The organism is Neisseria subflava (assembly GCF_003044935.1).
Classification (GTDB): domain Bacteria; phylum Pseudomonadota; class Gammaproteobacteria; order Burkholderiales; family Neisseriaceae; genus Neisseria; species Neisseria subflava_E.
Window position 1 is genome coordinate 65608 of record NZ_POXP01000004.1, and the last position, 25391, is coordinate 90998.

At 45.1% G+C, this 25391-nt stretch carries 40 protein-coding genes, 1 tRNA gene and 1 pseudogene; 10 read left to right on the plus strand and 32 right to left on the minus strand.

What is annotated here, in order from left to right; genetic code table 11:
- Positions 1-2 precede the first annotated feature (2 nt).
- A complete protein-coding gene (locus tag DBY95_RS09970; RefSeq protein ID WP_003749313.1) occupies positions 3-923 on the plus strand; it encodes a hydrogen peroxide-inducible genes activator in 921 nt (306 codons plus the stop codon).
- 63 nt (positions 924-986) lie between these two features.
- Here DBY95_RS09970 and DBY95_RS09975 read toward each other — a convergent pair whose 3' ends face one another.
- Positions 987-1199: a glycine zipper 2TM domain-containing protein gene (locus DBY95_RS09975; protein ID WP_003684747.1), complete on the minus strand. Its 213-nt coding sequence runs from the start codon at positions 1197-1199 to the stop codon at positions 987-989.
- Between the two features lie 254 nt (positions 1200-1453).
- Between DBY95_RS09975 and DBY95_RS09980 the strand changes: the two genes are divergently transcribed.
- Together DBY95_RS09980 and DBY95_RS09985 are read left to right on the plus strand one after the other, a co-directional pair.
- Positions 1454-1903 carry a CopD family copper resistance protein gene (locus DBY95_RS09980; RefSeq protein ID WP_070624655.1) on the plus strand — a complete coding sequence of 150 codons (450 nt, stop codon included), beginning with the start codon at positions 1454-1456 and terminating at the stop codon, positions 1901-1903.
- Between the two features lie 33 nt (positions 1904-1936).
- On the plus strand, positions 1937-2911 hold the full coding sequence (locus DBY95_RS09985; protein WP_070645670.1) for a TerC family protein: 975 nt from the start codon (positions 1937-1939) through the stop codon (positions 2909-2911).
- 63 nt (positions 2912-2974) lie between these two features.
- Here DBY95_RS09985 and DBY95_RS09990 read toward each other — a convergent pair whose 3' ends face one another.
- Entirely contained in the window at positions 2975-3373 is a 399-nt protein-coding gene (locus tag DBY95_RS09990; protein WP_070765189.1) for an Ag473 family lipoprotein, read from the minus strand.
- A 182-nt stretch (positions 3374-3555) separates the two neighbouring features.
- Here DBY95_RS09990 and DBY95_RS09995 point away from each other — a divergent pair.
- The 7 genes and pseudogenes from DBY95_RS09995 to DBY95_RS10025 all read left to right on the plus strand — a co-directional run.
- Positions 3556-3631, plus strand: a tRNA-Lys gene (locus tag DBY95_RS09995).
- A gap of 301 nt (positions 3632-3932) precedes the next feature.
- Complete coding sequence (gene aldA, locus DBY95_RS10000) at positions 3933-5375, plus strand: aldehyde dehydrogenase (protein ID WP_107724220.1); 1443 nt, start codon at positions 3933-3935, stop codon at positions 5373-5375.
- A gap of 138 nt (positions 5376-5513) precedes the next feature.
- Complete coding sequence (locus tag DBY95_RS10005) at positions 5514-6089, plus strand: hypothetical protein (protein WP_107724221.1); 576 nt, start codon at positions 5514-5516, stop codon at positions 6087-6089.
- A gap of 72 nt (positions 6090-6161) precedes the next feature.
- A complete protein-coding gene (locus DBY95_RS10765) occupies positions 6162-6293 on the plus strand; it encodes a hypothetical protein (protein ID WP_283120566.1) in 132 nt (43 codons plus the stop codon).
- A 197-nt stretch (positions 6294-6490) separates the two neighbouring features.
- A complete protein-coding gene (lysS, locus tag DBY95_RS10015) occupies positions 6491-8002 on the plus strand; it encodes a lysine--tRNA ligase (RefSeq protein WP_107724222.1) in 1512 nt (503 codons plus the stop codon).
- A gap of 262 nt (positions 8003-8264) precedes the next feature.
- Positions 8265-9689: an alanine/glycine:cation symporter family protein gene (locus DBY95_RS10020; protein ID WP_101756299.1), complete on the plus strand. Its 1425-nt coding sequence runs from the start codon at positions 8265-8267 to the stop codon at positions 9687-9689.
- 69 nt (positions 9690-9758) lie between these two features.
- Positions 9759-10022: pseudogene (locus DBY95_RS10025) on the plus strand (type II CRISPR RNA-guided endonuclease Cas9); the annotation flags it as partial.
- Positions 10023-10131: 109 nt separating this feature from the next.
- Here DBY95_RS10025 and rplQ read toward each other — a convergent pair.
- The 30 genes from rplQ to tuf all read right to left on the minus strand — a co-directional run bounded on the left by rplQ (position 10132) and on the right by tuf (position 25326).
- Positions 10132-10506: a 50S ribosomal protein L17 gene (gene rplQ, locus DBY95_RS10030; RefSeq protein WP_003684792.1), complete on the minus strand. Its 375-nt coding sequence runs from the start codon at positions 10504-10506 to the stop codon at positions 10132-10134.
- Positions 10507-10530: 24 nt separating this feature from the next.
- Positions 10531-11517 (minus strand): DNA-directed RNA polymerase subunit alpha, encoded by a 987-nt coding sequence (locus tag DBY95_RS10035; protein WP_003684706.1) that lies wholly within the window; start codon positions 11515-11517, stop codon positions 10531-10533.
- Between the two features lie 25 nt (positions 11518-11542).
- Positions 11543-12163 (minus strand): 30S ribosomal protein S4, encoded by a 621-nt coding sequence (rpsD, locus tag DBY95_RS10040; protein ID WP_039863983.1) that lies wholly within the window; start codon positions 12161-12163, stop codon positions 11543-11545.
- Between the two features lie 19 nt (positions 12164-12182).
- On the minus strand, positions 12183-12578 hold the full coding sequence (gene rpsK / locus DBY95_RS10045; RefSeq protein WP_002216249.1) for a 30S ribosomal protein S11: 396 nt from the start codon (positions 12576-12578) through the stop codon (positions 12183-12185).
- Positions 12579-12597: 19 nt separating this feature from the next.
- Positions 12598-12960 (minus strand): 30S ribosomal protein S13, encoded by a 363-nt coding sequence (gene rpsM, locus DBY95_RS10050; RefSeq protein ID WP_003749295.1) that lies wholly within the window; start codon positions 12958-12960, stop codon positions 12598-12600.
- 67 nt (positions 12961-13027) lie between these two features.
- Entirely contained in the window at positions 13028-13141 is a 114-nt protein-coding gene (gene rpmJ / locus DBY95_RS10055; protein ID WP_003697674.1) for a 50S ribosomal protein L36, read from the minus strand.
- A gap of 18 nt (positions 13142-13159) precedes the next feature.
- Positions 13160-13378 (minus strand): translation initiation factor IF-1, encoded by a 219-nt coding sequence (infA, locus tag DBY95_RS10060; protein WP_003684714.1) that lies wholly within the window; start codon positions 13376-13378, stop codon positions 13160-13162.
- 4 nt (positions 13379-13382) lie between these two features.
- Positions 13383-14696, minus strand: a complete 1314-nt coding sequence (secY, locus tag DBY95_RS10065; RefSeq protein WP_101756298.1) for a preprotein translocase subunit SecY — start codon at positions 14694-14696, stop codon at positions 13383-13385.
- Between the two features lie 13 nt (positions 14697-14709).
- Complete coding sequence (rplO, locus tag DBY95_RS10070) at positions 14710-15144, minus strand: 50S ribosomal protein L15 (protein WP_004520192.1); 435 nt, start codon at positions 15142-15144, stop codon at positions 14710-14712.
- A gap of 1 nt (position 15145) precedes the next feature.
- On the minus strand, positions 15146-15331 hold the full coding sequence (gene rpmD, locus DBY95_RS10075) for a 50S ribosomal protein L30 (protein ID WP_003684808.1): 186 nt from the start codon (positions 15329-15331) through the stop codon (positions 15146-15148).
- Positions 15324-15842 carry a 30S ribosomal protein S5 gene (gene rpsE, locus DBY95_RS10080; RefSeq protein ID WP_003684704.1) on the minus strand — a complete coding sequence of 173 codons (519 nt, stop codon included), beginning with the start codon at positions 15840-15842 and terminating at the stop codon, positions 15324-15326. Before rpsE ends, rpmD begins: the two co-directional genes overlap by 8 nt.
- 17 nt (positions 15843-15859) lie before the next feature.
- Entirely contained in the window at positions 15860-16213 is a 354-nt protein-coding gene (gene rplR, locus DBY95_RS10085; protein ID WP_003749287.1) for a 50S ribosomal protein L18, read from the minus strand.
- Positions 16214-16226: 13 nt separating this feature from the next.
- Positions 16227-16760, minus strand: a complete 534-nt coding sequence (rplF, locus tag DBY95_RS10090; protein ID WP_004464590.1) for a 50S ribosomal protein L6 — start codon at positions 16758-16760, stop codon at positions 16227-16229.
- Positions 16761-16773: 13 nt separating this feature from the next.
- Positions 16774-17166 (minus strand): 30S ribosomal protein S8, encoded by a 393-nt coding sequence (gene rpsH / locus DBY95_RS10095; protein WP_003684738.1) that lies wholly within the window; start codon positions 17164-17166, stop codon positions 16774-16776.
- Positions 17167-17180: 14 nt separating this feature from the next.
- The gene (rpsN, locus tag DBY95_RS10100; protein WP_003684736.1) at positions 17181-17486 is read right to left on the minus strand and encodes a 30S ribosomal protein S14; all 306 of its coding nucleotides are present in this window, start codon (positions 17484-17486) and stop codon (positions 17181-17183) included.
- Between the two features lie 2 nt (positions 17487-17488).
- Positions 17489-18028 carry a 50S ribosomal protein L5 gene (gene rplE / locus DBY95_RS10105; RefSeq protein WP_003684750.1) on the minus strand — a complete coding sequence of 180 codons (540 nt, stop codon included), beginning with the start codon at positions 18026-18028 and terminating at the stop codon, positions 17489-17491.
- Positions 18029-18037: 9 nt separating this feature from the next.
- Complete coding sequence (rplX, locus tag DBY95_RS10110; RefSeq protein WP_036493506.1) at positions 18038-18361, minus strand: 50S ribosomal protein L24; 324 nt, start codon at positions 18359-18361, stop codon at positions 18038-18040.
- A gap of 11 nt (positions 18362-18372) precedes the next feature.
- The gene (gene rplN / locus DBY95_RS10115; RefSeq protein WP_002215434.1) at positions 18373-18741 is read right to left on the minus strand and encodes a 50S ribosomal protein L14; all 369 of its coding nucleotides are present in this window, start codon (positions 18739-18741) and stop codon (positions 18373-18375) included.
- A 227-nt stretch (positions 18742-18968) separates the two neighbouring features.
- Positions 18969-19232, minus strand: a complete 264-nt coding sequence (rpsQ, locus tag DBY95_RS10120) for a 30S ribosomal protein S17 (protein ID WP_003684766.1) — start codon at positions 19230-19232, stop codon at positions 18969-18971.
- The gene (gene rpmC, locus DBY95_RS10125; protein ID WP_003684705.1) at positions 19232-19423 is read right to left on the minus strand and encodes a 50S ribosomal protein L29; all 192 of its coding nucleotides are present in this window, start codon (positions 19421-19423) and stop codon (positions 19232-19234) included. Before rpmC ends, rpsQ begins: the two co-directional genes overlap by 1 nt.
- Complete coding sequence (gene rplP, locus DBY95_RS10130; protein WP_003684741.1) at positions 19423-19839, minus strand: 50S ribosomal protein L16; 417 nt, start codon at positions 19837-19839, stop codon at positions 19423-19425. Before rplP ends, rpmC begins: the two co-directional genes overlap by 1 nt.
- Positions 19823-20515 (minus strand): 30S ribosomal protein S3, encoded by a 693-nt coding sequence (gene rpsC, locus DBY95_RS10135; RefSeq protein ID WP_003684753.1) that lies wholly within the window; start codon positions 20513-20515, stop codon positions 19823-19825. Before rpsC ends, rplP begins: the two co-directional genes overlap by 17 nt.
- A 9-nt stretch (positions 20516-20524) precedes the next feature.
- The gene (rplV, locus tag DBY95_RS10140) at positions 20525-20854 is read right to left on the minus strand and encodes a 50S ribosomal protein L22 (protein WP_003749277.1); all 330 of its coding nucleotides are present in this window, start codon (positions 20852-20854) and stop codon (positions 20525-20527) included.
- A gap of 8 nt (positions 20855-20862) precedes the next feature.
- Positions 20863-21141 (minus strand): 30S ribosomal protein S19, encoded by a 279-nt coding sequence (rpsS, locus tag DBY95_RS10145; protein WP_002215422.1) that lies wholly within the window; start codon positions 21139-21141, stop codon positions 20863-20865.
- A gap of 5 nt (positions 21142-21146) precedes the next feature.
- Complete coding sequence (gene rplB, locus DBY95_RS10150; protein ID WP_003684813.1) at positions 21147-21980, minus strand: 50S ribosomal protein L2; 834 nt, start codon at positions 21978-21980, stop codon at positions 21147-21149.
- A gap of 5 nt (positions 21981-21985) precedes the next feature.
- Positions 21986-22300: a 50S ribosomal protein L23 gene (gene rplW, locus DBY95_RS10155; RefSeq protein WP_002243944.1), complete on the minus strand. Its 315-nt coding sequence runs from the start codon at positions 22298-22300 to the stop codon at positions 21986-21988.
- Positions 22297-22917, minus strand: a complete 621-nt coding sequence (gene rplD / locus DBY95_RS10160) for a 50S ribosomal protein L4 (protein WP_003684798.1) — start codon at positions 22915-22917, stop codon at positions 22297-22299. The genes rplW and rplD overlap by 4 nt, the downstream gene beginning before the upstream one ends.
- Complete coding sequence (gene rplC / locus DBY95_RS10165) at positions 22917-23561, minus strand: 50S ribosomal protein L3 (RefSeq protein WP_004464584.1); 645 nt, start codon at positions 23559-23561, stop codon at positions 22917-22919. Before rplC ends, rplD begins: the two co-directional genes overlap by 1 nt.
- A 251-nt stretch (positions 23562-23812) precedes the next feature.
- Complete coding sequence (rpsJ, locus tag DBY95_RS10170; RefSeq protein ID WP_002642322.1) at positions 23813-24124, minus strand: 30S ribosomal protein S10; 312 nt, start codon at positions 24122-24124, stop codon at positions 23813-23815.
- Positions 24125-24141: 17 nt separating this feature from the next.
- Entirely contained in the window at positions 24142-25326 is a 1185-nt protein-coding gene (tuf, locus tag DBY95_RS10175; RefSeq protein ID WP_004520187.1) for an elongation factor Tu, read from the minus strand.
- Between the last annotated feature and the right edge of the window lie 65 nt (positions 25327-25391).

The window sequence follows — 25391 nt, forward strand, 5'->3', positions numbered from 1 at the left end:
ACATGACCTTGACCGAATTGCGTTACATCGTAGCCGTCGCACAAGAACGTCACTTCGGACGTGCCGCACGACGCTGCTTTGTCAGCCAGCCCACCCTCTCCATCGCCATCAAAAAGCTGGAGGAAGAGCTGTCGGTATCCCTGTTCGACCGTAGCAGCAACGACATCATCACGACCGAAGCGGGCGAGCGCATTGTTGCCCAAGCCCGCCGGGTTCTGGAAGAAGCAGAACTCATCAAGCACCTTGCCAATGAAGAGCAAAACGAATTGGAAGGCGCGTTTAAACTCGGCCTGATTTTCACCGTTGCCCCCTACCTTCTGCCCAAGCTCATTACCGCGCTGCGTGAAACCGCGCCGAAAATGCCGCTGATGCTGGAAGAGAACTATACCCACATCCTGACCGAGTCGCTCAAACGTGGCGATGTCGATGCAATCGTCGTTGCCGAACCGTTCCAAGAGCCGGGCATCGTGACTGAGCCTCTGTATGACGAACCTTTCTTCGTCATTGTTCCCAAAGGTCATCACTTTGAAGAACTCGATGCCGTTACGCCTCAACTTTTGAGCGAAGAACAAGTGTTGCTGCTGTCTGAAGGCAACTGTATGCGCGACCAAGTGTTGGCGAGCTGTTCCGAATTGGCTTCCAAGCAAAAAATCCAGGGCTTGACCAATACCCTGCAAGGCAGCTCCATCAATACCATCCGCCACATGGTTGCCAGCGGCCTGGCCATCAGCGTCATGCCGGCTACCGCATTGACCGAAAACGACCACATGCTTTTCAGCATTATCCCGTTTGAAGGTACTGCACCGCACCGCCGTGTCGTTTTGGCCTATCGTCGCAACTTTGTCCGTCCCAAAGCACTGACTGCTTTGCGTACTGCCATTTTGCAATCGCAACTGACCGGTGTAACCTTCGTCAACGAATAAACCGTAAAACAAAAGGCCGTCTGAATGTTCAGACGGCCTTTTTATTTTTAACCGAATAAAGGATTAGTAGCGAGTATGAACCTGACTGCCGATAACACCACCCAAAGCCGCACCACCCAAGGTAGAGCCAGTATCGCCACCAATCAAGTTACCTGCCACACCACCCAATACCGCACCAGCAGCAGTGTTGCGTTGGGTTTGAGTCATATTGGCACATGCACCCAAAGAAGCGGCCAGCATGATCAAGGTCACAGTTTTTGCAAAAGTTTTCTTCATGGTTTGATTCTCCATCAGGGATTAAGCTTTATATGGAGCAGTATGGCACAACCTTTCATTAATATATTTTCTGATAAGTAAAGACAGATTAAACTAAGATAACGCCCTTGATGAACGGTTAACCTCAAAAACAAACGGCAATTCCAATAGAATATTTATAAAATTTAATATATTTAGCATAAAATTGCGCATGCATCAACCGCATTCGGTAGTGATACAATGACGACTTGTCTGAATTACCGGAAACACCCGTCATGAGTATCTACGCACTGGCACACATCATCCACGTTTATTGCGCGATTGCCTTTGTCGGCGGCGTATTTTTCGAAATGCTGGTCCTCTCCGTTTTACACACCGGCCGCGTTTCACGCGAATCGCGCCGCGAAGTCGAACATGCCATGTCCTATCGTGCCGTCCGCGTAATGCCGCCTGTCGTCATTACCCTGTTCATCAGCGGCATCGTGATGGTGTACAACCGCTACCTGCCGATACTGCACCACCCATTCGACAGCTCTTTCGGCATCATGCTGAGCATCAAAATCCTGTTGGCAATAAGCGTTTTGGTACATTTTGCCATCGCCGTCGTCAAAATGGCACGGCACACCCTCACCGTCGGCTGGTCGAAATACATACACGCCGTTGTATTCAGCCATATGCTGTTTATCGTCTTTTTTGCCAAAGCAATGTTCTACCTGTCTTGGTAAACCTTACCCATACCCCACACACAAGGATTGTTTATGACCCAATACCCGTCCGTCGGCTCGCCGATGTTTTACGGCATCTTCTTTATTGCCGTCTTAATCATGATCGCCATCGATATGGTATCGCTGAAAAAAAACGGCGCCCACAAAGTCAGCATCAAAGAAGCCCTCGCCTGGAGCGGCATTTGGGTGGCCGTATCCTGCACGTTTGCAGGCTGGCTCTATTTTGAACTGGCGGGCAACCCAACTTACGGGGCCGTTGTCGCCAAAGAAAAAGTCCTCGAATTCTTCACCGGCTATGTGCTTGAAAAATCCCTTGCCGTTGATAACATCTTCGTTTTCCTGATGATTTTCGGCTACTTCAAAGTCGAACCCAAATTCCAACATCGCGTCTTGCTCTATGGCGTATTCGGCGCCATCGTCCTGCGCGCCATCATGATCTTCATCGGCGCAGCCTTGGTACAACAATTTGAATGGATTTTGTACCTCTTCGGCGCATTCCTCTTATACACCGGCATTCACATGATGAAGCCCGAAGCCGAAGCTGAAGAAGACCTTTCCCAAAACAAGATCCTGACCCTGCTCAAAAAAGTCATCCCGACCAGCCAACAGTTTGACGGTGAAAAATTCTTTACCATCGAAAACGGCAAACGTATTGCTACGCCGCTTTTGCTGGTATTGATTATGATCGAATTGAGCGACGTCATCTTCGCCGTGGACAGCATCCCCGCTATTTTTGCCGTAACCACCGACCCTTTCATCGTCCTCACTTCCAACATTTTTGCCATCTTGGGCCTGCGTGCCATGTACTTCTTACTGGCAGACTTTGCCGAACGCTTTATTTTCCTCAAATACGGCTTGGCTTTCGTATTGAGCTTTATCGGCATCAAGATGCTGATTATGCACTGGGTGCATATCCCGATTTCCATTTCGCTGTCCGTCGTCTTCGGCGCACTGGGTGCGTCCATCCTGACTTCTTTGGTGTACACGCGTCAGCAAGAGAAAAAATAATCTGCCGATATAAAAAGGCCGTCTGAACATTTCAGACGGCCTTTTCAAATATCAAACACCAGCTTATTTAGCAGCGTCTTTCAATTTGTCGGCAGCTTCTTGAGTCGCATCGGCTGCTTTACCCATAGCGTCTTTAGCTGCGTCTTTGGCAGCATCTTTAGCATCAGAAACTGCATCTTTAGCTTCTTCAACCGCTTTACCGGCAGCATCTTTTGCGTCAGAAACTGCTTTATCTGCAGTTGCTTTAGCATCTGCAGCAGCGTCTTTAACATCAGAAACAGCTTGCTCAGCTGCACCTTTGGCTTCAGAAGCAGCAGCATCAACAGTAGAAGCTGCATTTTCAGCAGCAGTGTTTACATCGGAAGCAACAGCAGAAGCCGCCTCTTGGGTTTCTTTTTTCGCTTCTTGTGTACACGCCGCCAAGCCGGCTACCATCATCGCAGCAATCAATAATTTTTTCATGTTGTATATCCTTTGGTCTAAAAAATATCCATCAGAACTGACAGATTAGATAATCATAACATAATAAATGCTCAAAAAAGGAAGAATTAACGCCAAATGACAGCCGATTTACGTTTTTTGAAAAAAATTTCAAAAAAACAGTTGACGAAAAGAAACAAGCTCCCTATAATGCACAGCTTATCGGGTCGTTAGCTCAGTCGGTAGAGCAGCGGACTTTTAATCCGTTGGTCGAGCGTTCGAATCGCTCACGACCCACCAAATATGAAAACCTGCTTTGAAAAAAGCAGGTTTTTTTTATATTCTCCATCAAGCCTTTCTTCACTTGATACCTCCCTTATTATCAACATCAATAATATTCGAGCTTTGTCACAATGCTGTTATAGATGTAACTGAAAGCATCACAAACCTCTTGAATCAATCAAACCCAACTCCTCACCCAACATCTTTTTCTAAAAACTTCCAAATACCTACCATCAACCCATGCCAAATCCTCTTGTATGCCAGACAATTTAGGCATAGACTAAAACTACATCCAACTACAACAACAGGAGAAGGTTTGATGAAACAACTGTCTATGTATATCAACGGCCGCTTTGAAACCGACTTTAACGATACATGGCGTGATGTATTGAATCCGGCAACCGAAGAAGTCATCGCGCGTGAGCCTAAAGGCGGAAAAGCCGATGTTGACCGTGCCGTTGCCGCGGCCAGAGATGCACAAACTGCATGGGAGCGTTTGCCTGCCGTTGAGCGCGGTGTATACCTGCGCAAAATTGCCCAAGGCATCCGCGAACGTGCCGACGAGCTGACGGATACCATTGTCGCCGAAGGCGGCAAAACCAAAGATTTGGCACGCATAGAAGTTATGTTCACTGCCGATTATCTCGATTATCAAGCCGAATGGGCGCGCCGTTATGAAGGCGAAATCATCCAGAGCGACCGTCCGCGCGAAAACATTTTATTGTTCAAACGTCCTTTGGGCGTAATCGCCGGCATTTTGCCGTGGAACTTCCCATTCTTCCTGATCGCCCGCAAAATGGGCCCGGCTTTGGTAACTGGCAATACCATCGTCGTCAAACCAAGCAGCGTTACCCCGATTAACTGCCACATCTTTGCTGAAATCGTTCATGCTTCAGGCTTACCGGCCGGCGTATTCAACGTCGTCAACGGCCCGGGCGCAGAAATCGGCAATGCCTTGGCATCGCATCCGCAAGTCGATATGGTCAGCCTGACCGGTTCTGTCGATGCCGGCCGCCAAGTGATGGAAGCCGCCTCCGCCAACATTACCAAAGTCTCACTGGAACTGGGCGGCAAAGCCCCTGCCATCGTCCTGAAAGATGCCGACTTGGATTTGGCCGTCAAATCCATCTTGGCTTCACGCGTGGGCAATACCGGCCAAATCTGTAACTGCGCCGAACGCGTATATGTCCACAGCAGCCTGAAAGACGCATTTATCGAAAAAATGACCGCCGCCATGAAAGGTGTACGCTACGGCAACCCGGCCGAAGCCGAAGCCGGCGCACTGGAAATGGGGCCGTTGATTGAAGAACGCGCCGTAAAATCCGTTGCCGAGAAAGTCGAACGCGCAGTTCGACAAGGCGCAACCTTGGTTTGCGGCGGCAAACGTGCCGACGGTAAAGGCTACTTCTTCGAACCTACCCTGCTGACTGATACCGACAACAGCATGGACATTATGAAGGAAGAAACCTTCGGCCCCGTCCTGCCGGTTGCCACTTTCGACACGCTCGATCAAGTCATCGCTTTGGCAAACGACAGCGAATTCGGCCTGACCAGCTCCGTCTATACCACCAATCTGAATGAAGCGTTTTATGTAACCCGTCGCCTGCGCTTCGGAGAAACCTACATCAACCGCGAAAACTTCGAAGCCATGCAGGGCTTCCATGCCGGTTGGAAAAAATCAGGTATCGGCGGCGCCGATGGCAAACATGGTTTGGAAGAATATCTGCAAACCCAAGTTGTTTATTTAGAAACCGATATCTAACCGCCGATACTGCCCTTCATGAAACAAAAGGCCGTCTGAAACTGATTTTTCAGGTTAAACTGCACCCAAAAAGTTGCCACTCCAACTAACAAGGTGCAGTTTTTTTATAACTAATTTTTATTAAATAGGAAAGTAACCATGTTGCACAAAATCGGGATCATGAGCGCGTTGATCTTGGGTCTTGCTATGCCGGCTGCTGCCGAATGTTTGATTCAAAAGGACGGTATCGGAGGAATTAAATTGGGGCAGAACTTGAAGCAGGTAAAACAGAAATTCCCGAAGGCGAAAATGGACAAAACAAGCGATGCCGATGGCGTGTCTTTTGTTGCCATCGCACTATCTAAAGACGTCTTGGTTTTCGCTTCTCAAGATGGGGAAGATGATCCTGATACCCCTATAAAACTGCATAAAAAAATTAATTTTTTGGAAACCGATTCTCCTACCTGTCACACGACTTCAGGTGTACACCCGGGTATAAAGATTAAAGACGCAGAATCCAAGCTGGGCAAAGTCAAAGGAATCCAACTATCAGAAATCGAAGCGCGTGAATACGCAACATTTGCCCGCCAACCAAAACATTTCGGATTTAGAGTAGAACAGGGGACAGGGATTTATCCGGGTAAAGGTGAAACACCGAATCAAACTCGGCGTTACCGTCAAACGGGACGTATTGAGGCAATTTACGTATCTCAATCCAAAGGTTTTGATAATTGAAGAACACGATATTAGGCAGAATGAACTGCACCCAAAAGTTGCTCCCTCCAACTAACAAGGTGCAGTTTTTTTATGTCCCTATATGCATTACACTTCAAATACCAAGACCAATACCACATCTCACGCACCCATCTGCAACGTTGGATAACCGCCTGTCAGGAAAGCGGCATAGGCGCACTCAAACCCTTCAGTCCAAAATCATGACCAACCACCGCAAAAATCCCTTCATCGCCGACAAGCCGATCACAAAAATACAGTTTTTGGGGGCAGTTCAGGTTTCAGACGGCCTTTCTGCCTTTATAGAAAAAAACACCGACATCGCGTAAAATAGAGCCAATTTTTCACTTTATTCAGGCCGTCTGAAAACTCCGGCAGCCTGACTCATTTTTCCGGAAAACACCATGAGCGAACAAAACAATCCTCAAATCGAGCCGCAGTTGGACGAAAACCAAATCATCGCCCTGCGCCGCGAGAAACTGCACAACATCCGCAAAGAACGCAACGCCTACCCTAACGATTTCAAACGCGACAGCTTTGCCGCCGACCTGCACACCCAATACGGTGAAATCAGCAAAGAAGAACTCGACCCGCAAGGCATTACCGTCAAAGTAGCCGGCCGCATGATGCTCAAACGTCAAATGGGCAAAGCCAGCTTCGCCACCATTCAAGACGTTACCGGTCAAATCCAGCTTTATTTGAACAACAAAGGCGTGAGCCAAGAAGTTTTGGACGACTTCAACCACTGGGACCTGGGCGACATCGTTGGCACGGAAGGTACTTTGTTCAAAACCAACCACGGCGAATTGACCGTGCGCGTGTCCAACATCCGCCTGCTGTCCAAATCCCTGCGTCCTCTGCCCGACAAACATAAAGGCTTGAGCGATCAGGAAACCAAATACCGTCAACGCTACGTCGATTTGATTGCCAACGAAGAATCGCGCAATACCTTCATCAAACGCAGCCAAATCATCCAATCCGTGCGCAATTTCATGGTCAACGAGCATTATTTGGAAGTTGAAACCCCAATGATGCACCCGATTCCAGGCGGTGCGACGGCAAAACCGTTCGTTACCCACCACAATGCCTTGGACATTCCACTCTATCTGCGCATTGCGCCCGAGCTGTATCTGAAACGCCTGGTTGTCGGCGGCTTGGAACGCGTGTTTGAAATCAACCGCAGCTTCCGTAACGAAGGCATGTCCGTGCGCCACAACCCCGAATTCACCATGATCGAATTCTATGAAGCCTTCTCCGACTACGAACGCATGATGCAAATGGCGGAAGACATCATCCGCAACGCTTCCCGCGCGGTAAACGGCACGGCAAAAATCAGCTACAACGGCAAAGAAGTCGATTTGGAAAGCCCGTTTGAACGCCTGACCATTCTCGGTGCCATCAAAAAATACAATCCGCACTACACCGATGAGCAGTTGAACGATGAAGAATGGCTGAAAAAAGAAATCGTCAAACACGGCGAAAGCCTGCCTCCTTCTCCGGGCATCGGTAGCCTGCAACTTGCCCTGTTTGAAGGTTGCGCAGAAAGCAAACTGTGGAACCCGACTTTCATCATCGACTACCCTGTCGAAGTGTCGCCATTGGCACGCGCATCCGACAGCAAACCGGGTCTGACCGAACGCTTCGAGCTTTTCGTTGTCGGCCGCGAACTGGCAAACGGCTACTCTGAGTTGAACGATCCGGAAGACCAAGCCGAACGCTTCAAAGCACAAGTGGCGCAAAAAGACGCCGGCGACGACGAAGCCATGCACTACGATGCCGACTACATCCGCGCCATGGAATTCGGCCTGCCACCGACCGGCGGTTGCGGCATCGGCATCGACCGCTTGGTAATGTTGCTGACCGATTCGCAAACCATCCGCGACGTGATTCTGTTCCCGCAAATGCGTCCTGAATAACACATTGAAATAAAATCAAGGCCGTCTGAAAACAAGACTCTGTTTTCAGACGGCCTTTTTGTTCAAATATGTAAAATGGGAAAATTAAAATCAATAAATCCTTTACACCATAATAATAAAATTACATGATAATCAAAAAGATAATATAAAAAAGAATATGTAAACGTTTTTCAATTTGTTGACAGTCTGCTAGAATACATCCAATTACAGGCAGCCCACACACACAGGCCGTCTGAAAATGCAGAAACTCTGAAAGGTTTGTATGGATCAATTTTTCGAACAGCTTCACGGCTGGGTAAACGCCATCAACGACCCAATGTGGTCGGGATTGGTATATATGCTTTTAGGCGCAGGCCTATTTTTTACCATTACCACCGGTTTTGTACAATTCCGCCTCTTCGGCCGCAGTATCAAAGAAATGCTAGGCGGTCGCAAACAAGGTGATGATCCGCACGGAATCACACCGTTCCAAGCATTTGTTACCGGCTTGGCCAGCCGCGTAGGTGTGGGCAACATCGCCGGTGTGGCGATTGCCATCAAACTCGGCGGGCCGGGCGCGGTATTCTGGATGTGGGTAACTGCCTTAATCGGCATGAGTTCGGCGTTTGTCGAATCTTCACTGGCCCAACTCTTTAAAGTCCGGGACTACGACAACCACCACTTCCGCGGCGGTCCTGCCTACTACATAACTCAAGGCCTGGGACAAAAATGGCTGGGCGTTTTGTTCGCCCTGAGCCTGATTTTCTGTTTCGGCTTTGTATTTGAAGCCGTACAGACCAATACCATCGCCGATACCACCAAAGCGGCATGGGGCTGGGATCAACACTATGTCGGTGTCGCCCTGGTCATTCTGACTGCCCCGATTATCTTCGGCGGTATCCGTCGCGTATCTAAAGCCGCGGAAATTATCGTTCCGCTGATGGCGGTTTTATATCTCGTCATAGCACTCTTCATCATTGCTACCAATATTTCCCTAATTCCTGATGTGTTCGGTCAGATTTTCTCCAACGCGTTCAACTTCGATTCGGCTGCAGGCGGTTTCCTCGGCGGTCTGATTTCGACCACCATGATGCAGGGTATCAAACGCGGCCTGTATTCCAATGAGGCGGGTATGGGTTCCGCGCCGAACGCCGCAGCCGCAGCCGAAGTGAAACACCCCGTCTCCCAAGGCATGATTCAAATGCTGGGCGTTTTCGTTGATACCATCATCGTCTGCTCATGCACCGCCTTTATCGTCTTGACCTATCAACAGCCTTACGGCGACCTGAGCGGTGCGGCGCTGACCCAAGCGGCAATCGTCAGCCAGGTAGGCGAATGGGGCGCGGGCTTCCTTGCCGCCATCCTGTTTATGTTTGCCTTTTCAACCGTTATCGGCAACTATGCCTATGCTGAGTCCAACGTCCAATTCATCAAGAGCCATTGGCTGATTACCGCCGTTTTCCGTATGCTGGTTTTGGCATGGGTCTACTTCGGCGCAGTTGCCAACGTACCCTTGGTATGGGATATGGCAGACATGGCCATGGGCATCATGGCATGGATTAACCTCGTTGCCATCCTGCTCCTGTCCCCACTTGCCTTCCTGCTGTTGAAAGACTACACAGCCAAGCTGAAAATGGGTAAAGACCCAGAGTTCAAACTCTCTGAACACCCGGGCTTGAAACGCAAAATCAAATCCGATATCTGGTAAAACCAAAGGCCGTCTGAAATTTCAGACGGCCTTTTTAATCCCTGCCATCTAGATAAAACGATGCCCCGCACCTTTGAACCGACAGAACCGAAAGCCACCAAAGACACCTACACAGCCGAACGTTTTATCTGACTGACCAAGCTGAACAACTTGCGTATTTTAGAGCAAGGTAGCGAGCGGCCATTGACCGATACCGAACGTGCCATACTTATAAATCAGCCGTATAAAAAGAAACTGACTTACGCACAAGCCCGTAAGCTACTGGGTTTAGAAGATACCGCCTTTTTCAAAGGCTTGAGTTACGACAAAATGAGAAAGGGAGCTACAACTATATTCACCCCATTGAATGAAACAATAAAATTGTAGCGTTGTAAAATAAAATAGAGACTTCCTAAATGAAAAAAGCACTACCTAAACAGGTAGTGCTTTCATATCAATTTGCTTATTCAGCAGAATCAGCTGCTTTATCAACCAATTCAACCAATGCCAAAGGAGCATTGTCGCCTTTACGGAAACCGTATTTCAGTACACGAACATAGCCGCCGTTACGAGCAGCAAAGCGTGGACCCAATTCGTCAAACAATTTAACTACAACATCACGATCGCGAGTGCGGTCAAAAGCCAAACGACGGTTTGCCAAAGAAGGTTTTTTACCCAAGGTAATCAAGGGCTCAACTACGCGGCGCAATTCTTTTGCTTTAGGCAAAGTTGTCACGATGGTTTCGTGAGTCAACAAGGAATTCGCCATATTGCGCAGCATCGCAGCACGGTGGCTGCTAGTACGGTTTAATTTGCGGTTGCCATTACGATGACGCATGTCATTATCCTTTAATCTTCAAACTTACGGCTTTTCTAAGCCTACAGGCGGCCAAGCTTCTAATTTGGAACCTAATGTCAAACCTTTAGAGGCCAACACTTCTTTGATCTCATTCAAAGATTTACGACCCAAATTAGGGGTCTTGAGAAGCTCGGTTTCAGTACGTTGAATCAAATCGCCAATATAGTAAATATCTTCAGCTTTCAGACAATTAGCTGAACGTACGGTTAATTCCAAATCATCTACAGGACGCAACAAGATAGGATCGATAGGAGGTGCTTTTTCTTCAACCTCTTCAACCGGAGTACCTTGCAGATCTGCAAAAATAGACATTTGGTCAATTAAGATACGTGCGGCACTACGTACAGCCTCTTCCGGATCAATAGAACCATTGGTTTCAATATCTAAAACCAATTTATCCAAATCCGTACGTTGCTCTACGCGTGCAGGTTCAACTTCAAAGCTAACACGACTGATGGGCGAAAAGCTCGCATCCAACTGAATCGCACCAATCTGTTTGTTCTCATCACGCAATACGCGACGACCTGAAACAGATTGATAACCACGACCTTGCTCTACTTTAATTTCCATGTCGATTTGGCCATTGTCAGCCAAGTGGCAAATAACATGTTCAGGATTGATGATTTCCACATCGTGTGGCAAATCAATATCACCGGCTACAACTGCACCGGCACCTGTTTTCTTCAAAGTCAACTGAACTTGGTTACGACCGTGGAGCTTGAATACGATACCTTTAATGTTCAAGAGAACGTCAACAACATCCTCTTGAACACCATCAATAGTAGAGTATTCGTGCAATACGCCGGAAATAACTACTTCAGTTGGGGCAAAGCCATTCATGGATGACAGTAAGATACGACGCAAAGCATTACCTAAAGTATGACCAAAACCACGTTCAAATGGCTGCATAGACACCTTGGCCCGAGTGGAAGACAAAGTATCTACATCGATTTGACGAGGTTTCAAAAATTCGGTTGTGCTATTTTGCATTTAACTGTCCCTCATTGAGCTAGCATTATTTAGAGTAGAACTCTACCACCAGCTGTTCATTAATATCGCCAGACAATTCTGAGCGATCCGGCATATTTTTGAATACGCCTTCCAATTTGTCGGCATCAACAGATACCCAGCTTGGCAAGCCAATTTGAGTAGCCAGGCTCAATGCTTCTTGGATACGTACTTGTTTCTTAGCTTTTTCACGAACAGCTACAACATCACCTGCTTTAACTTGGAAAGAAGGGATATTAACAACTTGACCGTTTACGACGATAGCTTTGTGAGAAACCAATTGACGTGCTTCGGCGCGAGTAGAGCCGAAACCCATACGGTAAACGACATTGTCCAAACGGGACTCCAGCAATTGCAGCAGCAATTCACCGGTAGAGCCTTTACGACGAGCTGCTTCCGCGAAGTAACGACGGAATTGACGCTCTAATACGCCATAAATACGACGGATTTTTTGTTTTTCACGCAATTGCAAACCGTAGTCTGACAAACGTGGTTTTTTCGCACCGTGTTGACCAGGTGCAGAATCCATTTTACATTTGGAATCCAAAGAGCGACGTGCACTCTTCAAAAACAGATCCGTACCTTCGCGACGTGCTAATTTACATTTAGGGCCAATATAACGTGCCATGTTTTAAATCACTCCAATATTAAATACGACGTTTTTTAGGCGGACGGCAACCGTTATGAGGCAACGGGGTAACGTCAGTAATGCTGGTAATCTTGAAACCAAGAGCGTTTAAAGCACGTACAGAAGATTCGCGACCAGGGCCAGGGCCTTTAATGCGAACTTCTAAATTTTTAACGCCATACTCTTGGGCAACTTTACCAGCTGCTTCTGCTGCAACTTGTGCTGCAAATGGTGTACTTTTACGAGAACCTTTAAAACCAGCGCCGCCAGAGGTAGCCCAAGACAATGCATTGCCTTGACGGTCAGTGATTGTAATGATGGTATTGTTGAAAGATGCATGAACGTGCACAATACCTTCGCTTACGGTTTTACGTACTTTTTTACGTACACGCGAAGCTGTGTTTGCTTTAGCCATTAATCAAATTCCTTAAAATTTATTTCTTACCGGCAATCGCTTTGCGCGGACCTTTACGGGTACGAGCATTTGTGCGAGTGCGTTGACCACGACAAGGCAAGCCACGACGATGACGGAAGCCGCGATAGCAACCCATATCCATCAGTCGTTTAATGCTCATCGTTACTTCACGACGCAAATCGCCTTCAACTTCATATTTAGCAACTTGCTCACGCAAAGCGTCTAATTGAGCCTCGTCCAAATCTTTTGCTTTAGTAGTAGGAGCAATATTTGCTGCCTCACAAATCAATTTAGCACGAGTCGCACCAATACCATAAATAGCCTGAAGGCCAATTACGATATGGGCATTATTAGGGATATTTACCCCTGCAATACGAGCCATATTTTTTCCTTTTTAGGGCAAAGTATGTCACTATACCACAAAATCAATAGTTAAGAAAACTAGCTTCTTAACCTTGACGTTGTTTGTGACGTGGGTCAGTACAAATTACGCGAACTACACGATTACGACGAATAATCTTGCAATTGCGACAAATTTTCTTTACAGAAGGTTGTACACGCATTTTATTTCCTTTTATCGTTTATCTTGCTCGGAAAACAATCCGAGCACGGGTTAAATCATAAGGAGTTAATTCAACTGTTACCTTATCACCTGGAGAAATACGGATATAGTGCATTCGCATTTTTCCAGAGATATGACCAAGTACTACATGATCATTTTCCAGTTTTACTTTAAACGTTGCATTGGGCAAAGTCTCAAGGATTTCACCCTGCATCTGTATGGTATCTTCTTTAGCCATAAGCCTACTTACGTGATAAAGATTTCATATCTGGACGACTCATCAAATCTTCATACTGACTGCTCATTACGTAGGAATTGATTTGCGTCCTAAAATCCATTGTAACGACAACCAAGATAAGCAAAGATGTTCCGCCTAAATAGAAAGGTACATTCAATGCTGTCGTTAAAAATTCAGGTATCAGACAGATTGTAGTGATATACAAAGCACCAAATAATGTTAGTCTCAGTACAACTTTTTCCAAATATCTAGAAGTTTGCTCACCTGGGCGGATCCCAGGTACAAATGCACCACTTTTCTTCAAATTCTCAGCCATTTCTTTAGGGCTAAATACTAAAGCAGTATAGAAATAGCAGAAGAAGATAATAGTTGTTGCAAATAATCCAATATACAAAGGCTGTCCGTGTTGCAGCATTGCAGCAACCTTATGAAGAACAGAATTCGTACTATTTGAACCAAACCAACCTAAAAGTGTAGATGGAAATAAAATAATACTGGAAGCAAAAATAGGAGGAATAACACCTGCCATATTTAGCTTGAACGGCATATGAATGCTTTGTCCCGGCATCATTCCAGAGCCAAACTGTCTTTTAGCATAATGCACAGGAACTTTACGCTGAGCACTCTCAAAATAAACTACAGCATAGATCAACAGCAAAATACCAATCACAATTGATACCGCCATCAACATACTCATAGAGCCTTGTTCAGTCAAAGTTAATAACCGAACAATACCGGATGGGATACCCGATACAATGCCTGCTGTAATAATTAAAGAAATACCATTACCAATACCACGCTCGGTAATTTGCTCCCCTAACCACATCAGAAACATAGTACCTGTAACCAAACAGACCACTGTAGAAATATGAAACTCAAGCGAACTCGTTACAACAACACCTTGTTGATAAACAAATGTTGCAACACCAAAGCTTTGCAATACAGCCAATAATACCGTCCCATACCTAGTATATTTCGTAATTATTTTCCTACCAGCCTCACCTTCCTTCTTTAAAGCTTTTAAAGAAGGAACAATTTCAGAAGCAAGCTGAACAATAATCGACGATGAAATATAAGGCATGATACCAATTGCAAATATACTAAAGCGCTCCAACGAACCACCCGAGAACATATTTAACATTCCGAATATGCCGTTTGCAGCGCCTTCGTATAACTTAGCTAATGCAACAGCATCTACGCCCGGTACCGGTATATGAGCACCAATACGGAAAACGACTAAAGCACCTAAAAGGAACACCAGACGTTTTTTCAGATCACCAAATTTGGATAATCCTGATAAAGATTGTTGATTAGCCACTGTAGTGCAAGCCTTATTCTTCTACTTTACCACCGGCAGCTTCAATAGCAGCTTTAGCACCTTTAGTAGCTTTTACACCTTTCAAGGTAACTGCTTTTGAGATTTCACCAGAAGCAATAACTTTTACATTAGAAGCAGTTGCAGGAATCAGACCAGCTTGTTTAAGAACCAAGACATCAATCTCGTTCACAGCAATCAGATTCAATTCACTCAAACGAACTTCAGCATTAGCGGCTGCAGTCAAAGATTTGAAACCACGTTTCGGCAGACGACGTTGCAAAGGCATTTGACCGCCTTCAAAACCTACCTTGTGGAAGCCACCAGAACGACTTTTTTGACCTTTATGACCACGACCACCTGTCTTACCCAAGCCGCTACCAATACCACGGCCTACACGACGACTAGCGTGAGTAGCACCCTCAGCAGGTTGAATAGTATTCAAAAACATATTAAGACTCCACTTTCAACAAGTAGCTGATTTTATTGATCATGCCACGGTTTTCAGGGGTATCCAAAACCTCTACAGTATGTTCACGACGGCGCAAACCTAAACCGCGAGCACATGCACGATGAGATTCAATTGTACCGATCAGGCTCTTAACCAATGTAACTTTAATCTTTTTTTGCTCAGTCATGGTTAGCTCCCAAAATATCTTCTACTGTCAAGCCACGTTTAGCAGCAATATCAGCAGGGGTATACAATTTAGACAAACCGTCTAATGTAGCGCGTACAATATTGTAAGGATTAGTAGAACCATGTACTTTAGCTGAAATGTTATGAATACCCATAGCATCAAATACTAAACGCATTGGACCACCAGCTTTCACACCGCTACCTTCTTTAGCAGGTTGCATAAATACCTTAGTAGCACCATGACGACCAATAACTTCATGATGAATAGTACCGTTTTTCAAAGGTACTTTAATCATAGAGCGTCGAGCTTGATCCATTGCTTTTTGAACAGCAACTGGTACTTCTTTTGATTTACCTTTGCCCATACCGATGCGACCATCACCATCACCAACAACAGTCAGTGCAGAGAAAGCCATGATACGGCCACCTTTAACTACTTTAGTCACGCGATTAACTGCGACCATCTTTTCAATCAGGCCGTCACCGCGTTCTTCAATTTCATGTTTTGCCATCTGAAAGTCTCCAAATATTAGAAGCTTAAACCATTTTCACGTGCAGCTTCAGCCAAAGCTTTCACACGACCGTGATATTGGAAACCTGAACGGTCAAAAGCAACTTTTTCAACACCCACTGCTTTAGCTTTTTCAGCAATACGCTTACCAACTACAGCTGCTGCTTCAACGTTGCTACCTGATTTCAGGCTACTACGTACTTCAGCTTCCAATGTAGAGGCTTGAGCCAATACTTTATCACCTTCAGCACTAATTACTTGAGCATAAATATGATTATTGCTGCGGAACACACATAATCTTACCATTTTCAAGTCCGCAATACGCGCACGGGTTTTGCGTGCACGACGGAGTCGGGTTGTATGTTTATCCATTAGTGAACCTCAATTATTTTTTCTTGGCTTCTTTCATCACTACTACTTCACCCACATAACGAACACCTTTACCTTTATAAGGCTCAGGAGAACGGAATGCACGAATTTCAGCAGCGACTTGGCCAACCACTTGTTTATCTGCACCAGTCAAAACGATTTCTGTTTGGCTAGGAGTTTGAACAGAAACACCTTCAGGCATTTCGTATACGATTGGATGAGAGAAACCCAAAGACAAGTTCAAAACTTTGCCCTGAGCTTGGGCACGATAACCCACACCAATCAATTGAAGTTTTTTCTCAAAACCTTCAGAAACACCCTTAACCATGTTATTAACCAATGCACGAGCAGTACCAGACATAGCATTAGCCTGTTTACTGTCATTTTTTGCAGCAAAAGTCAATTTACCATCGTTCAGTTCAATAGCAACATCGGAATGCAAAGGAAAAGACAATTCGCCGTTTTTACCTTTGATAACCAATGCATCTGTTCCGAATTTTACTTCTACACCAGCAGGAACAGTCACTGGGTTTTTTGCGACGCGTGACATTTACTTTTCTCCACTAGGCTACGATGCACAACAACTCACCACCAACACCCTCAGAACGGGCTTTGCGATCAGTCATTACACCTTTAGAAGTACTAACAATAGCGACACCCAGGCCATTCATTACGCTAGGGATCTCACTTGATGCTTTGTAAATACGCAAACCTGGACGTGAAACACGTTTAATTTGCTCAATCACAGGACGACCTGCATAGTATTTCAATTGAATTTCCAATACCGGTTTTGCATCAGCAGAAACCGCAAAATCCTCGATATAACCTTCTTCTTTCAGAACTTTTGCAATTGCACATTTCAGTTTAGAAGAAGGCATGGCAACTGCTGCTTTATTAGCACGTTGCGCATTGCGAATACGAGTCAACATATCGGAAATAGGATCATGCATACTCATTATTTATACTCCTATTACCAGCTAGCTTTAACAACACCAGGGATCTCGCCACGCATAGCGATTTCACGGATTTTAATACGGCCCAAACCAAATTTACGGAAAGTGCCACGAGGACGACCTGTTAAAGCACAACGACGACGTTGACGTACAGGTGCTGCATTACGAGGAATGGATTGAAATTTCAAACGTGCCTCAAAACGTTCTTCTTCAGTCGCATTAGCATCATTAATAACAGCGAAAATTGCCTCACGTTTAGCTGCAAACTTTTTCGCCAATGCTTGACGTTTCAGCTCACGATTAATAAGTGCTTTCTTAGCCATGATTATCCTTTAAACGGAAACTTGAACAGTGACAACAAAGCTTTCGCTTCTTCATCAGTTTTTGCAGTAGTTGTAATAGTAATATTCAAACCACGCAAAGCATCGATTTTATCGTATTCAATTTCCGGGAAAATAATTTGCTCACGAACGCCCATATTGTAATTGCCACGACCATCAAATGATTTACCGCTTACACCACGGAAGTCACGTACGCGAGGCAATGCAATAGTAATCAAACGATCTAAAAATTCAAACATTTGATCACGACGCAATGTTACTTTGCAACCAACTGGATAGTTATCACGGATTTTAAAACCTGCGATAGATTTACGAGCAACAGTAACAACTGGTTTTTGACCAGCAATTTTCTCTAAATCAGAAACAGCGTGTTCCATAACTTTTTTATCAGCAACAGCTTCACCTACACCCATATTCAAGGTGATTTTTTCAATACGTGGAACTTCCATTACTGATTTGTAACCAAATTGTTTAACCAATTCAGGAACAACTGTATCTTTATAAAACTCTCTCAAACGAGCCATGTTATCTCCTTATGCTCCAATGATAGAGCCATTTGATTTGAAGAAACGAACGCGTTTAACTTTGCCTTCATTTTCAATCAGCTTAATACCAACACGGTCTGCTTTATTAGTTTCCGGATTCAGGATTGCAACATTAGAAATATCCAAAGGCATTTCTTTAGTAATAATACCACCCTCAATACCGCGCATTGGATTAGGTTTTTGATGGCGTTTTACAACATTAACACCCTCAACAACAACTTTATCACCCAACACTCGAACTACTTGACCTTGCTTACCTTTATCTTTACCGGTAATCACTACAACCTGATCGCCTTTAATGATTTTATTCATCGCGCTATTCCTTATAATACTTCAGGCGCCAATGAAACGATTTTCATAAATCGCTCAGTACGCAATTCACGGGTTACCGGACCAAAAATACGAGTACCCAAAGGTTCAAGTTTATTATTCAATAACACAGCAGCATTGTTATCGAATTTAATTAACGCACCATCAGGACGACGCACACCCTTAGCAGTACGAACAACTACCGCATTGTATACATCACCTTTTTTGACACGACCACGTGGGGCTGCATCTTTAACTGCAACTTTAATAATGTCGCCAACAGAAGCGTAGCGACGCTTAGATCCGCCCAATACTTTGATGCACATTACGCGACGCGCACCAGAGTTATCAGCCACATCTAAGATGGTCTGCATTTGAATCATATTAGTACCTTTAAATTAACCAACTTAATTTACCACTTTCATATAACTCGCACCTTACTTTAAGCTGCTTATTAAATGAAACCATCACGGTTCTAGTAAACCAGTCTTGGATCCCGAAGGGAGAGAAACTTCCATAAGAAGCTGGAAGATAAGAAACGAAGTTTACACGCAAATTAACTTTGCTGCAAGACTTCGTTTCTTATTAAGCTACATTACTGTGTTTTAAATCAAACAGTACGCGCTTTCTCAACCAATTCTTTCACAACCCAAGACTTGGTTTTTGACAAAGGACGAGATTCCTCGATTACCACTACATCACCAATGCCATATTGATTGTTTTCATCATGAGCATGGATTTTAGTTGATAAACGAATAATTTTACCGTACAGAGGGTGTTTAACTTTACGCTCAACCAATACTGTAACAGTTTTGTCCATTTTGTCGCTTACCACTTTGCCTTGCAAAGTACGAACATTTTTAGCTTCGCTCATTACTTAGCACCTTTTTCAGTTAAAATGGTTTTAATACGAGCAATATCGCGACGTACACGTTTCAACTCGCTAGATTTACCCAACTGACCGGTTGCATTTTGCATGCGTAAGCCAAACTGAGCTTTCAACAAGTCCAACAAATCAGAGTTTAATTGCTCAATAGATTTGTCTTTCAATTCATTTGCTTTCATTATTGACCCACCTGTCTTACTACAAAGGTTGTAGGAATAGGCAATTTGGCAGCGGCCAATTCAAATGCTTCACGAGCCAAAGACTCAGGAACACCGTCCATTTCGTACAATACTTTGCCTGGTTTAACTTCAGCAATGTAATATTCCACATTACCTTTACCGCCACCCATACGAACTTGAATAGGTTTCTCAGTAATTGGTTTATCAGGGAATACACGAATCCAAATACGACCGCCACGTTTAATATGACGAGTCATAGTACGACGAGCAGCTTCGATTTGGCGGGCAGTCAAACGACCACGGCCTACGGCTTTCAAACCGAACTCACCGAAACTTACTTTGTTACCGCGAGTAGCAATACCGGTGTTGCGACCTTTTTGTTGCTTGCGATATTTCAGTCTAGTTGGCTGCAGCATTACGTCCACCTGCCTTTCTTTGTTTCTTCTCATGCTCAGGTTTAGAAGATTTAATATTACCTTCTGTATAAACCCAAACTTTCAGACCCAGTACACCATAAGTAGTGTGTGCTTCGCTAGTTGCATAATCCACGTTCGCACGCAAAGTATGCAAAGGTACACGACCTTCACGGTACCATTCGCTACGAGCAATATCAGCACCATTCAGACGGCCTGAAGTCATGATCTTGATGCCTTTAGCACCAGAACGCATTGCATTTTGCATTGCACGTTTCATAGCGCGACGGAATTGAACACGTTTTTCAAGCTGCTGGGCAATACCATCAGCAATGATTTGCGCATCCAATTCAGGACGGCGAATCTCTTCAATATTTACATGAACAGGCACACCCATCAGAGCTTGCAAGTCACGTTTCAAGATTTCGATATCTTCGCCTTTTTTACCAATAACCACACCTGGACGAGCAGAGTGAATGGTAATACGTGCAGATTTAGCAGGACGCTCGATCACTACGCGACCAACTGAAGCATTAGCCAGTTTTTTACGCAAGTAGTTACGAACATCAATATCTTGTTTCAAAACAGTAGAAAAGTCGGTGCTTTTAGCAAACCATTTTGAAGCCCAGTCTTTAGTTACCGCCAGGCGAAAGCCTGTAGGGTTAATCTTTTGTCCCATAGCTTTTCCTTAGTTGCCCACTGTCACGTTAATATGACAAGTTTGTTTCTCGATGCGGTTACCGCGACCTTTGGCACGAGCTTGGAAACGTTTCAAGCTTGGGCCTTTGTCAACAAAGATAGTTACCACTTTCAGTTCGTCAATGTCAGCACCATTGTTGTGCTCGGCATTGGCGATTGCTGATTCCAACACTTTTTTAATCAGCTCAGCACCTTTTTTAGGGCTGAATGCCAAGATATTCAAAGCTTGGGCAACGTCTTTACCACGAATCAAATCAGCTACCAAACGAGCTTTTTGAGCTGAAATACGGGCGTTTTTATGTTGTGCACTTACTCTCATGATTCACCTTATTTCTTTTTAGCCTTTTTATCAGCCAAGTGGCCTTTAAAGGTACGGGTCAATGAGAACTCACCTAATTTATGACCAACCATGTTGTCGCTGATGAACACAGGCACGTGAGTGCGACCGTTGTGAACAGCGATAGTTAGACCGATGAAATCAGGCAAAATGGTAGAACGACGTGACCAAGTTTTAATTGGGCGTTTGTCGTTGCTTGCACGAGCAGCATCTACTTTTTTCAGCAAATGCAGGTCTACATATGGGCCTTTTTTTAATGAACGAGCCATACTAATTAACCTTTATTTGAGTAACGACGACGAACAATCATGTTATCCGTGCGTTTATTATTACGAGTGCGGTAGCCCTTAGCAGGAGTACCCCATGGGCTAACCGGTTCGCGAGCCTCACCAGTACGGCCTTCACCACCACCATGTGGGTGATCAACAGGGTTCATTACAACACCACGAACGGTCGGACGAATACCACGCCAGCGGTTAGCACCAGCTTTACCGATTTTTTTCAGGCTTTGTTCTTCGTTACCAACTTCACCGATAGTTGCACGGCAATTCACGCTAATTTTGCGCACTTCACCAGAACGCAAACGAACTTGTGCGTAAGCGCCTTCTTTTGCAAGCAATACCGCAGAAGCACCAGCAGAACGTGCAATTTGCGCACCTTTACCAGGTTTCATTTCGATACAGTGAATAGTTGTACCAACAGGAATATTGCGGATCGGCAGAGTGTTACCTACTTTGATAGCAGCTTCAGCACCGGAAACCAATACTGCACCGGCTTGAATACCACGAGGAGCAATGATGTAGCGACGCTCACCATCTGCATAGCACAACAATGCGATAAATGCAGTACGGTTAGGGTCATATTCGATACGCTCTACTTTTGCAGGGATACCGTCTTTGTTACGTTTAAAATCTACTACGCGGTAATGATGTTTATGACCACCGCCTTTATGACGGGTAGTGATATGACCATTGTTGTTACGACCGGCAGTAGAATTTTTCTTTTCCAGCAGAGGTGCATAAGGTGCACCTTTGTGCAAACCTTCTGTTACCACGCGAACCATGCCGCGACGGCCTGCAGAGGTCGGCTTCATTTTAACGATTGCCATTTTGTTTATTCCTTATCTGCAGCTGCAGCAGCGGCTTCCAAATCCAACTCTTGACCGGCAGCCAAGCTTACATAAGCCTTTTTAACATCGCTGCGACGACCTAAAGTGCGACCAAAACGTTTAACTTTACCTTTAATGGTAACAGTAGTAACGTCTGCAACTTGAACGCCGAACAGCAGCTCAACAGCCGCTTTAATTTCAGGTTTGGTTGCATTTGCCAAAACTTTAAACGTCATTTGGTTACGTTTTTCAGCCAATACGTTGCTTTTTTCAGAAACGATAGGTGCCAAGATTACTTGAGTCAAACGTTGTTGATTCATACCCATTGCTCCTCTAATTGTGCAACTGCATCTTTAGTGATAACGACTTTTTTGTAACGCAGCAAGCTGTAAGGATCAACTTGTTGAGCTTCCAAAACCAATACGTTAGGCAAGTTGCGTGAAGCCAAGTAAACATTCTCGTCGAGCTGTTTAGTTACAAACAGCACTTGCTCCAAACCCAAGTTTTTCACTTGTTCGGCAAAAACTTTGGTTTTAGGAGTTTCAGCAGTCAATGCTTCGATTGCAAACAAACGTTCGTCACGAGCCAATTGGGACAAAATAGTCGCCATACCGGCACGGTACATTTTACGGTTCACTTTTTGAGTAAAGTTTTCGTCAGGTTTGTTTGGGAATGCACGACCACCTTTACGCCACAGCGGAGAAGAAGTCATACCGGAGCGAGCACGACCGGTACCTTTTTGGCGCCATGGTTTTTTAGTAGAGTGGTTTACTTCGGCACGAGTTTTTTGAGCACGATTACCAGAACGGGCATTTGCCAAGTAAGCAGTAACCAGTTGGTGAACCAGAGCTTCATTGTATTCACGAGCAAACAAAGCATCAGAAACAGCCAAGCTGCCAGATACTTGTCCTTTAGCGTCAATTACTTTCAATTCCATTACGCACCTACTTTCACGCTAGGACGAACCACGACGTCACTGTTAACCGAACCCGGAACAGCACCTTTAACCAACAAGAGTTGGCGTTCAGCATCAACACGCACAACTTCCAATTTTTGAACAGTTGCTTTAGTGTTGCCGTATTGACCTGCCATACGCTTACCAGGGAACACGCGGCCAGGGTCTTGTGCCATACCGATAGAACCAGGAACACGGTGGGAACGGGAGTTACCGTGGGAAGTACGTTGAGCACCGAAGTTATGACGTTTGATCGTACCAGAGAAACCTTTACCTTTAGAGGTACCGGTTACATCTACCAATTGACCAACTTCAAACATAGAAACGGTAATTTCATCACCGGCTTTCAATTCAGCCAGTTTTTCTTCAGTCAAAGCAAACTCAACCAAACCGCGACCAGCTTCAACACCTGCTTTAGCAAAGTGACCGGCTTCAGTTTTGTTGACACGATTAGCTTTTTTCTGACCAAAGGTAACTTGTACAGCAGTGTAGCCGTCAGTATCTTTGGATTTCACTTGTGTAACGCGGTTGGCAGACATATCCAAAACAGTTACCGGAACAGAAACACCCTGTTCGTCGAACACGCGAGTCATACCAACTTTGCGTCCAACCAGACCTAAAGTCATGATTATTTTCCTTTTAAGTAAAGGGGCGGGCTACGATTGGCCTGCCTTTCAGACAAAGTTAAACTTGATACGGATGTACCAAGTCCGCCATTATAATTGACAAATCAAAGAAATATCAACAAAAATTTCAATTTAACTTCTTAAAACCGTCATTTTTTTCGGATGAAGTGTTGCCAAATATCTGAAAATTTTCAGACGGCCTAAGAATTCTATAAAAAACCGAACAGCTAAGCTGTTCGGTTTTTCAGTTCTTATTGAACTTTAATTTCTACATCCACACCCGCTGGAAGATCCAGTTTCATCAGTGCATCAGTAGTTTTGTCAGTCCAGTCCACGATGTCCATCAGACGCAAGTGGGTACGGATTTCCAATTGTTCACGAGAAGTTTTGTTCACGTGAGGAGAACGCAAGATGTTGAAACGTTCGATTTTAGTTGGCAAAGGAATCGGACCTTTAACAACAGCGCCAGTACGTTTGGCAGTTTCAACGATTTCTTGCGCAGAACGGTCAATCAGACTGTAATCATAAGCTTTCAGGCGGATACGGATTTTTTGGTTTGCCATTTATCAATATCCCTCAATTAAGCGATTACAGAAGAAACCACACCCGCACCTACGGTACGACCACCTTCGCGAATCGCAAAGCGCAGACCTTCTTCCATAGCGATAGGCGCAATCAGTTCTACAGTAATGGTTACGTTCTCACCTGGCATTACCATTTCTACGCCTTCTTCCAAAGTAACTGCACCAGTTACGTCAGTAGTACGGAAGTAGAATTGTGGACGGTAGTTAGCAAAGAATGGAGTGTGACGACCACCCTCTTCTTTGCTCAGTACGTATACTTCTGCTTTGAACTTGGTGTGAGGAGTGATCGTACCTGGTTTAGCCAATACTTGACCACGCTCTACGTCTTCACGTTTAGTACCACGCAGCAATACACCTACGTTGTCACCAGCTTGACCTTCGTCCAGCAGTTTGCGGAACATTTCAACACCGGTACAAGTGGTTTTTTGAGTTTCTTTCAGACCTACGATTTCGATCTCGTCACCAACGTGGATGATACCGCGCTCTACACGACCAGTTACTACTGTACCACGGCCAGAGATAGAGAATACGTCTTCGATAGGCAACAAGAAAGGTTTGTCCACAGCACGCTCAGGTGTTGGGATGTAGCTGTCCAAAGCAGCAGCCAATTCGAAGATTTTTTCTTCGTAACCAGCGTCACCTTCCAAAGCTTTCAGTGCAGAACCTTGTACGATTGGGCAGTCATCGCCTGGGAAGTCGTAGCTTGACAACAAGTCACGGATTTCCATTTCAACCAGTTCCAACAACTCGGCATCGTCAACCATGTCGCATTTATTCATGAATACGATGATGTAAGGCACACCTACTTGGCGAGCCAACAGGATGTGTTCGCGAGTTTGTGGCATAGGACCGTCAGCTGCGGAACATACCAAGATCGCGCCGTCCATTTGGGCAGCACCGGTAATCATGTTTTTAACGTAGTCGGCGTGGCCCGGGCAGTCTACGTGTGCGTAGTGACGGGTTTCAGTTTCGTATTCTACGTGTGAGGTATTAATGGTAATACCACGAGCTTTTTCTTCAGGAGCGTTGTCGATTTGGTCGTAAGCTTTTGCAGCGCCACCGAATTTTTTAGCCAAAATAGTAGTCAAAGCAGCAGTCAGAGTGGTTTTACCATGGTCAACGTGACCGATGGTGCCAACGTTTACGTGCGGTTTGCTACGTTCAAATTTTTCCTTAGCCATGAGCTAATTCCTTTACATTAAAGATCGATTAAAGAACAGAGGCCGTCTGAAAAATCATTTCAGCC

What these genes read in the sequence shown, in the direction of transcription:
- rplE (WP_003684750.1), bottom strand. Translation starts at nt 18,028, where the DNA reads ATGGCTCGTTTGAGAGAGTTTTATAAAGATACAGTTGTTCCTGAATTG.
- rpsQ (WP_003684766.1), bottom strand. Translation starts at nt 19,232, where the DNA reads ATGAGCGAAGCTAAAAATGTTCGTACTTTGCAAGGCAAAGTGGTAAGC.
- rpsK (WP_002216249.1), bottom strand. Translation starts at nt 12,578, where the DNA reads ATGGCTAAAGCAAACACAGCTTCGCGTGTACGTAAAAAAGTACGTAAA.
- rplD (WP_003684798.1), bottom strand. Translation starts at nt 22,917, where the DNA reads ATGGAATTGAAAGTAATTGACGCTAAAGGACAAGTATCTGGCAGCTTG.
- DBY95_RS10765 (WP_283120566.1), top strand. Translation starts at nt 6,162, where the DNA reads ATGTCCCTATATGCATTACACTTCAAATACCAAGACCAATACCACATC.
- rplR (WP_003749287.1), bottom strand. Translation starts at nt 16,213, where the DNA reads ATGGATAAACATACAACCCGACTCCGTCGTGCACGCAAAACCCGTGCG.
- rpsN (WP_003684736.1), bottom strand. Translation starts at nt 17,486, where the DNA reads ATGGCTAAGAAAGCACTTATTAATCGTGAGCTGAAACGTCAAGCATTG.
- rpmJ (WP_003697674.1), bottom strand. Translation starts at nt 13,141, where the DNA reads ATGCGTGTACAACCTTCTGTAAAGAAAATTTGTCGCAATTGCAAGATT.
- DBY95_RS10035 (WP_003684706.1), bottom strand. Translation starts at nt 11,517, where the DNA reads ATGCAAAATAGCACAACCGAATTTTTGAAACCTCGTCAAATCGATGTA.
- rpsS (WP_002215422.1), bottom strand. Translation starts at nt 21,141, where the DNA reads ATGGCTCGTTCATTAAAAAAAGGCCCATATGTAGACCTGCATTTGCTG.
- DBY95_RS09980 (WP_070624655.1), top strand. Translation starts at nt 1,454, where the DNA reads ATGAGTATCTACGCACTGGCACACATCATCCACGTTTATTGCGCGATT.
- DBY95_RS09990 (WP_070765189.1), bottom strand. Translation starts at nt 3,373, where the DNA reads ATGAAAAAATTATTGATTGCTGCGATGATGGTAGCCGGCTTGGCGGCG.
- DBY95_RS09970 (WP_003749313.1), top strand. Translation starts at nt 3, where the DNA reads ATGACCTTGACCGAATTGCGTTACATCGTAGCCGTCGCACAAGAACGT.
- tuf (WP_004520187.1), bottom strand. Translation starts at nt 25,326, where the DNA reads ATGGCTAAGGAAAAATTTGAACGTAGCAAACCGCACGTAAACGTTGGC.
- rpsH (WP_003684738.1), bottom strand. Translation starts at nt 17,166, where the DNA reads ATGAGTATGCATGATCCTATTTCCGATATGTTGACTCGTATTCGCAAT.
- DBY95_RS09975 (WP_003684747.1), bottom strand. Translation starts at nt 1,199, where the DNA reads ATGAAGAAAACTTTTGCAAAAACTGTGACCTTGATCATGCTGGCCGCT.
- DBY95_RS10020 (WP_101756299.1), top strand. Translation starts at nt 8,265, where the DNA reads ATGGATCAATTTTTCGAACAGCTTCACGGCTGGGTAAACGCCATCAAC.
- rplN (WP_002215434.1), bottom strand. Translation starts at nt 18,741, where the DNA reads ATGATTCAAATGCAGACCATCTTAGATGTGGCTGATAACTCTGGTGCG.
- rpsE (WP_003684704.1), bottom strand. Translation starts at nt 15,842, where the DNA reads ATGGCAAAACATGAAATTGAAGAACGCGGTGACGGCCTGATTGAAAAG.
- DBY95_RS10005 (WP_107724221.1), top strand. Translation starts at nt 5,514, where the DNA reads ATGTTGCACAAAATCGGGATCATGAGCGCGTTGATCTTGGGTCTTGCT.
- rplQ (WP_003684792.1), bottom strand. Translation starts at nt 10,506, where the DNA reads ATGCGTCATCGTAATGGCAACCGCAAATTAAACCGTACTAGCAGCCAC.
- rpsM (WP_003749295.1), bottom strand. Translation starts at nt 12,960, where the DNA reads ATGGCTCGTATTGCAGGGGTAAATATCCCTAATAATGCCCATATCGTA.
- rplX (WP_036493506.1), bottom strand. Translation starts at nt 18,361, where the DNA reads ATGAATAAAATCATTAAAGGCGATCAGGTTGTAGTGATTACCGGTAAA.
- rplV (WP_003749277.1), bottom strand. Translation starts at nt 20,854, where the DNA reads ATGAGAGTAAGTGCACAACATAAAAACGCCCGTATTTCAGCTCAAAAA.
- aldA (WP_107724220.1), top strand. Translation starts at nt 3,933, where the DNA reads ATGAAACAACTGTCTATGTATATCAACGGCCGCTTTGAAACCGACTTT.
- rplB (WP_003684813.1), bottom strand. Translation starts at nt 21,980, where the DNA reads ATGGCAATCGTTAAAATGAAGCCGACCTCTGCAGGCCGTCGCGGCATG.
- DBY95_RS09985 (WP_070645670.1), top strand. Translation starts at nt 1,937, where the DNA reads ATGACCCAATACCCGTCCGTCGGCTCGCCGATGTTTTACGGCATCTTC.
- rpmD (WP_003684808.1), bottom strand. Translation starts at nt 15,331, where the DNA reads ATGACTGAGCAAAAAAAGATTAAAGTTACATTGGTTAAGAGCCTGATC.
- rplO (WP_004520192.1), bottom strand. Translation starts at nt 15,144, where the DNA reads ATGTTTTTGAATACTATTCAACCTGCTGAGGGTGCTACTCACGCTAGT.
- rplC (WP_004464584.1), bottom strand. Translation starts at nt 23,561, where the DNA reads ATGACTTTAGGTCTGGTTGGACGCAAAGTTGGTATGACTCGCGTGTTC.
- rpsC (WP_003684753.1), bottom strand. Translation starts at nt 20,515, where the DNA reads ATGGGACAAAAGATTAACCCTACAGGCTTTCGCCTGGCGGTAACTAAA.
- rpsD (WP_039863983.1), bottom strand. Translation starts at nt 12,163, where the DNA reads ATGGCACGTTATATTGGCCCTAAATGTAAATTAGCACGTCGCGAAGGT.
- rpmC (WP_003684705.1), bottom strand. Translation starts at nt 19,423, where the DNA reads ATGAAAGCAAATGAATTGAAAGACAAATCTATTGAGCAATTAAACTCT.
- rplW (WP_002243944.1), bottom strand. Translation starts at nt 22,300, where the DNA reads ATGAATCAACAACGTTTGACTCAAGTAATCTTGGCACCTATCGTTTCT.
- lysS (WP_107724222.1), top strand. Translation starts at nt 6,491, where the DNA reads ATGAGCGAACAAAACAATCCTCAAATCGAGCCGCAGTTGGACGAAAAC.
- rpsJ (WP_002642322.1), bottom strand. Translation starts at nt 24,124, where the DNA reads ATGGCAAACCAAAAAATCCGTATCCGCCTGAAAGCTTATGATTACAGT.
- infA (WP_003684714.1), bottom strand. Translation starts at nt 13,378, where the DNA reads ATGGCTAAAGAAGATACCATACAGATGCAGGGTGAAATCCTTGAGACT.
- rplP (WP_003684741.1), bottom strand. Translation starts at nt 19,839, where the DNA reads ATGCTGCAGCCAACTAGACTGAAATATCGCAAGCAACAAAAAGGTCGC.
- rplF (WP_004464590.1), bottom strand. Translation starts at nt 16,760, where the DNA reads ATGTCACGCGTCGCAAAAAACCCAGTGACTGTTCCTGCTGGTGTAGAA.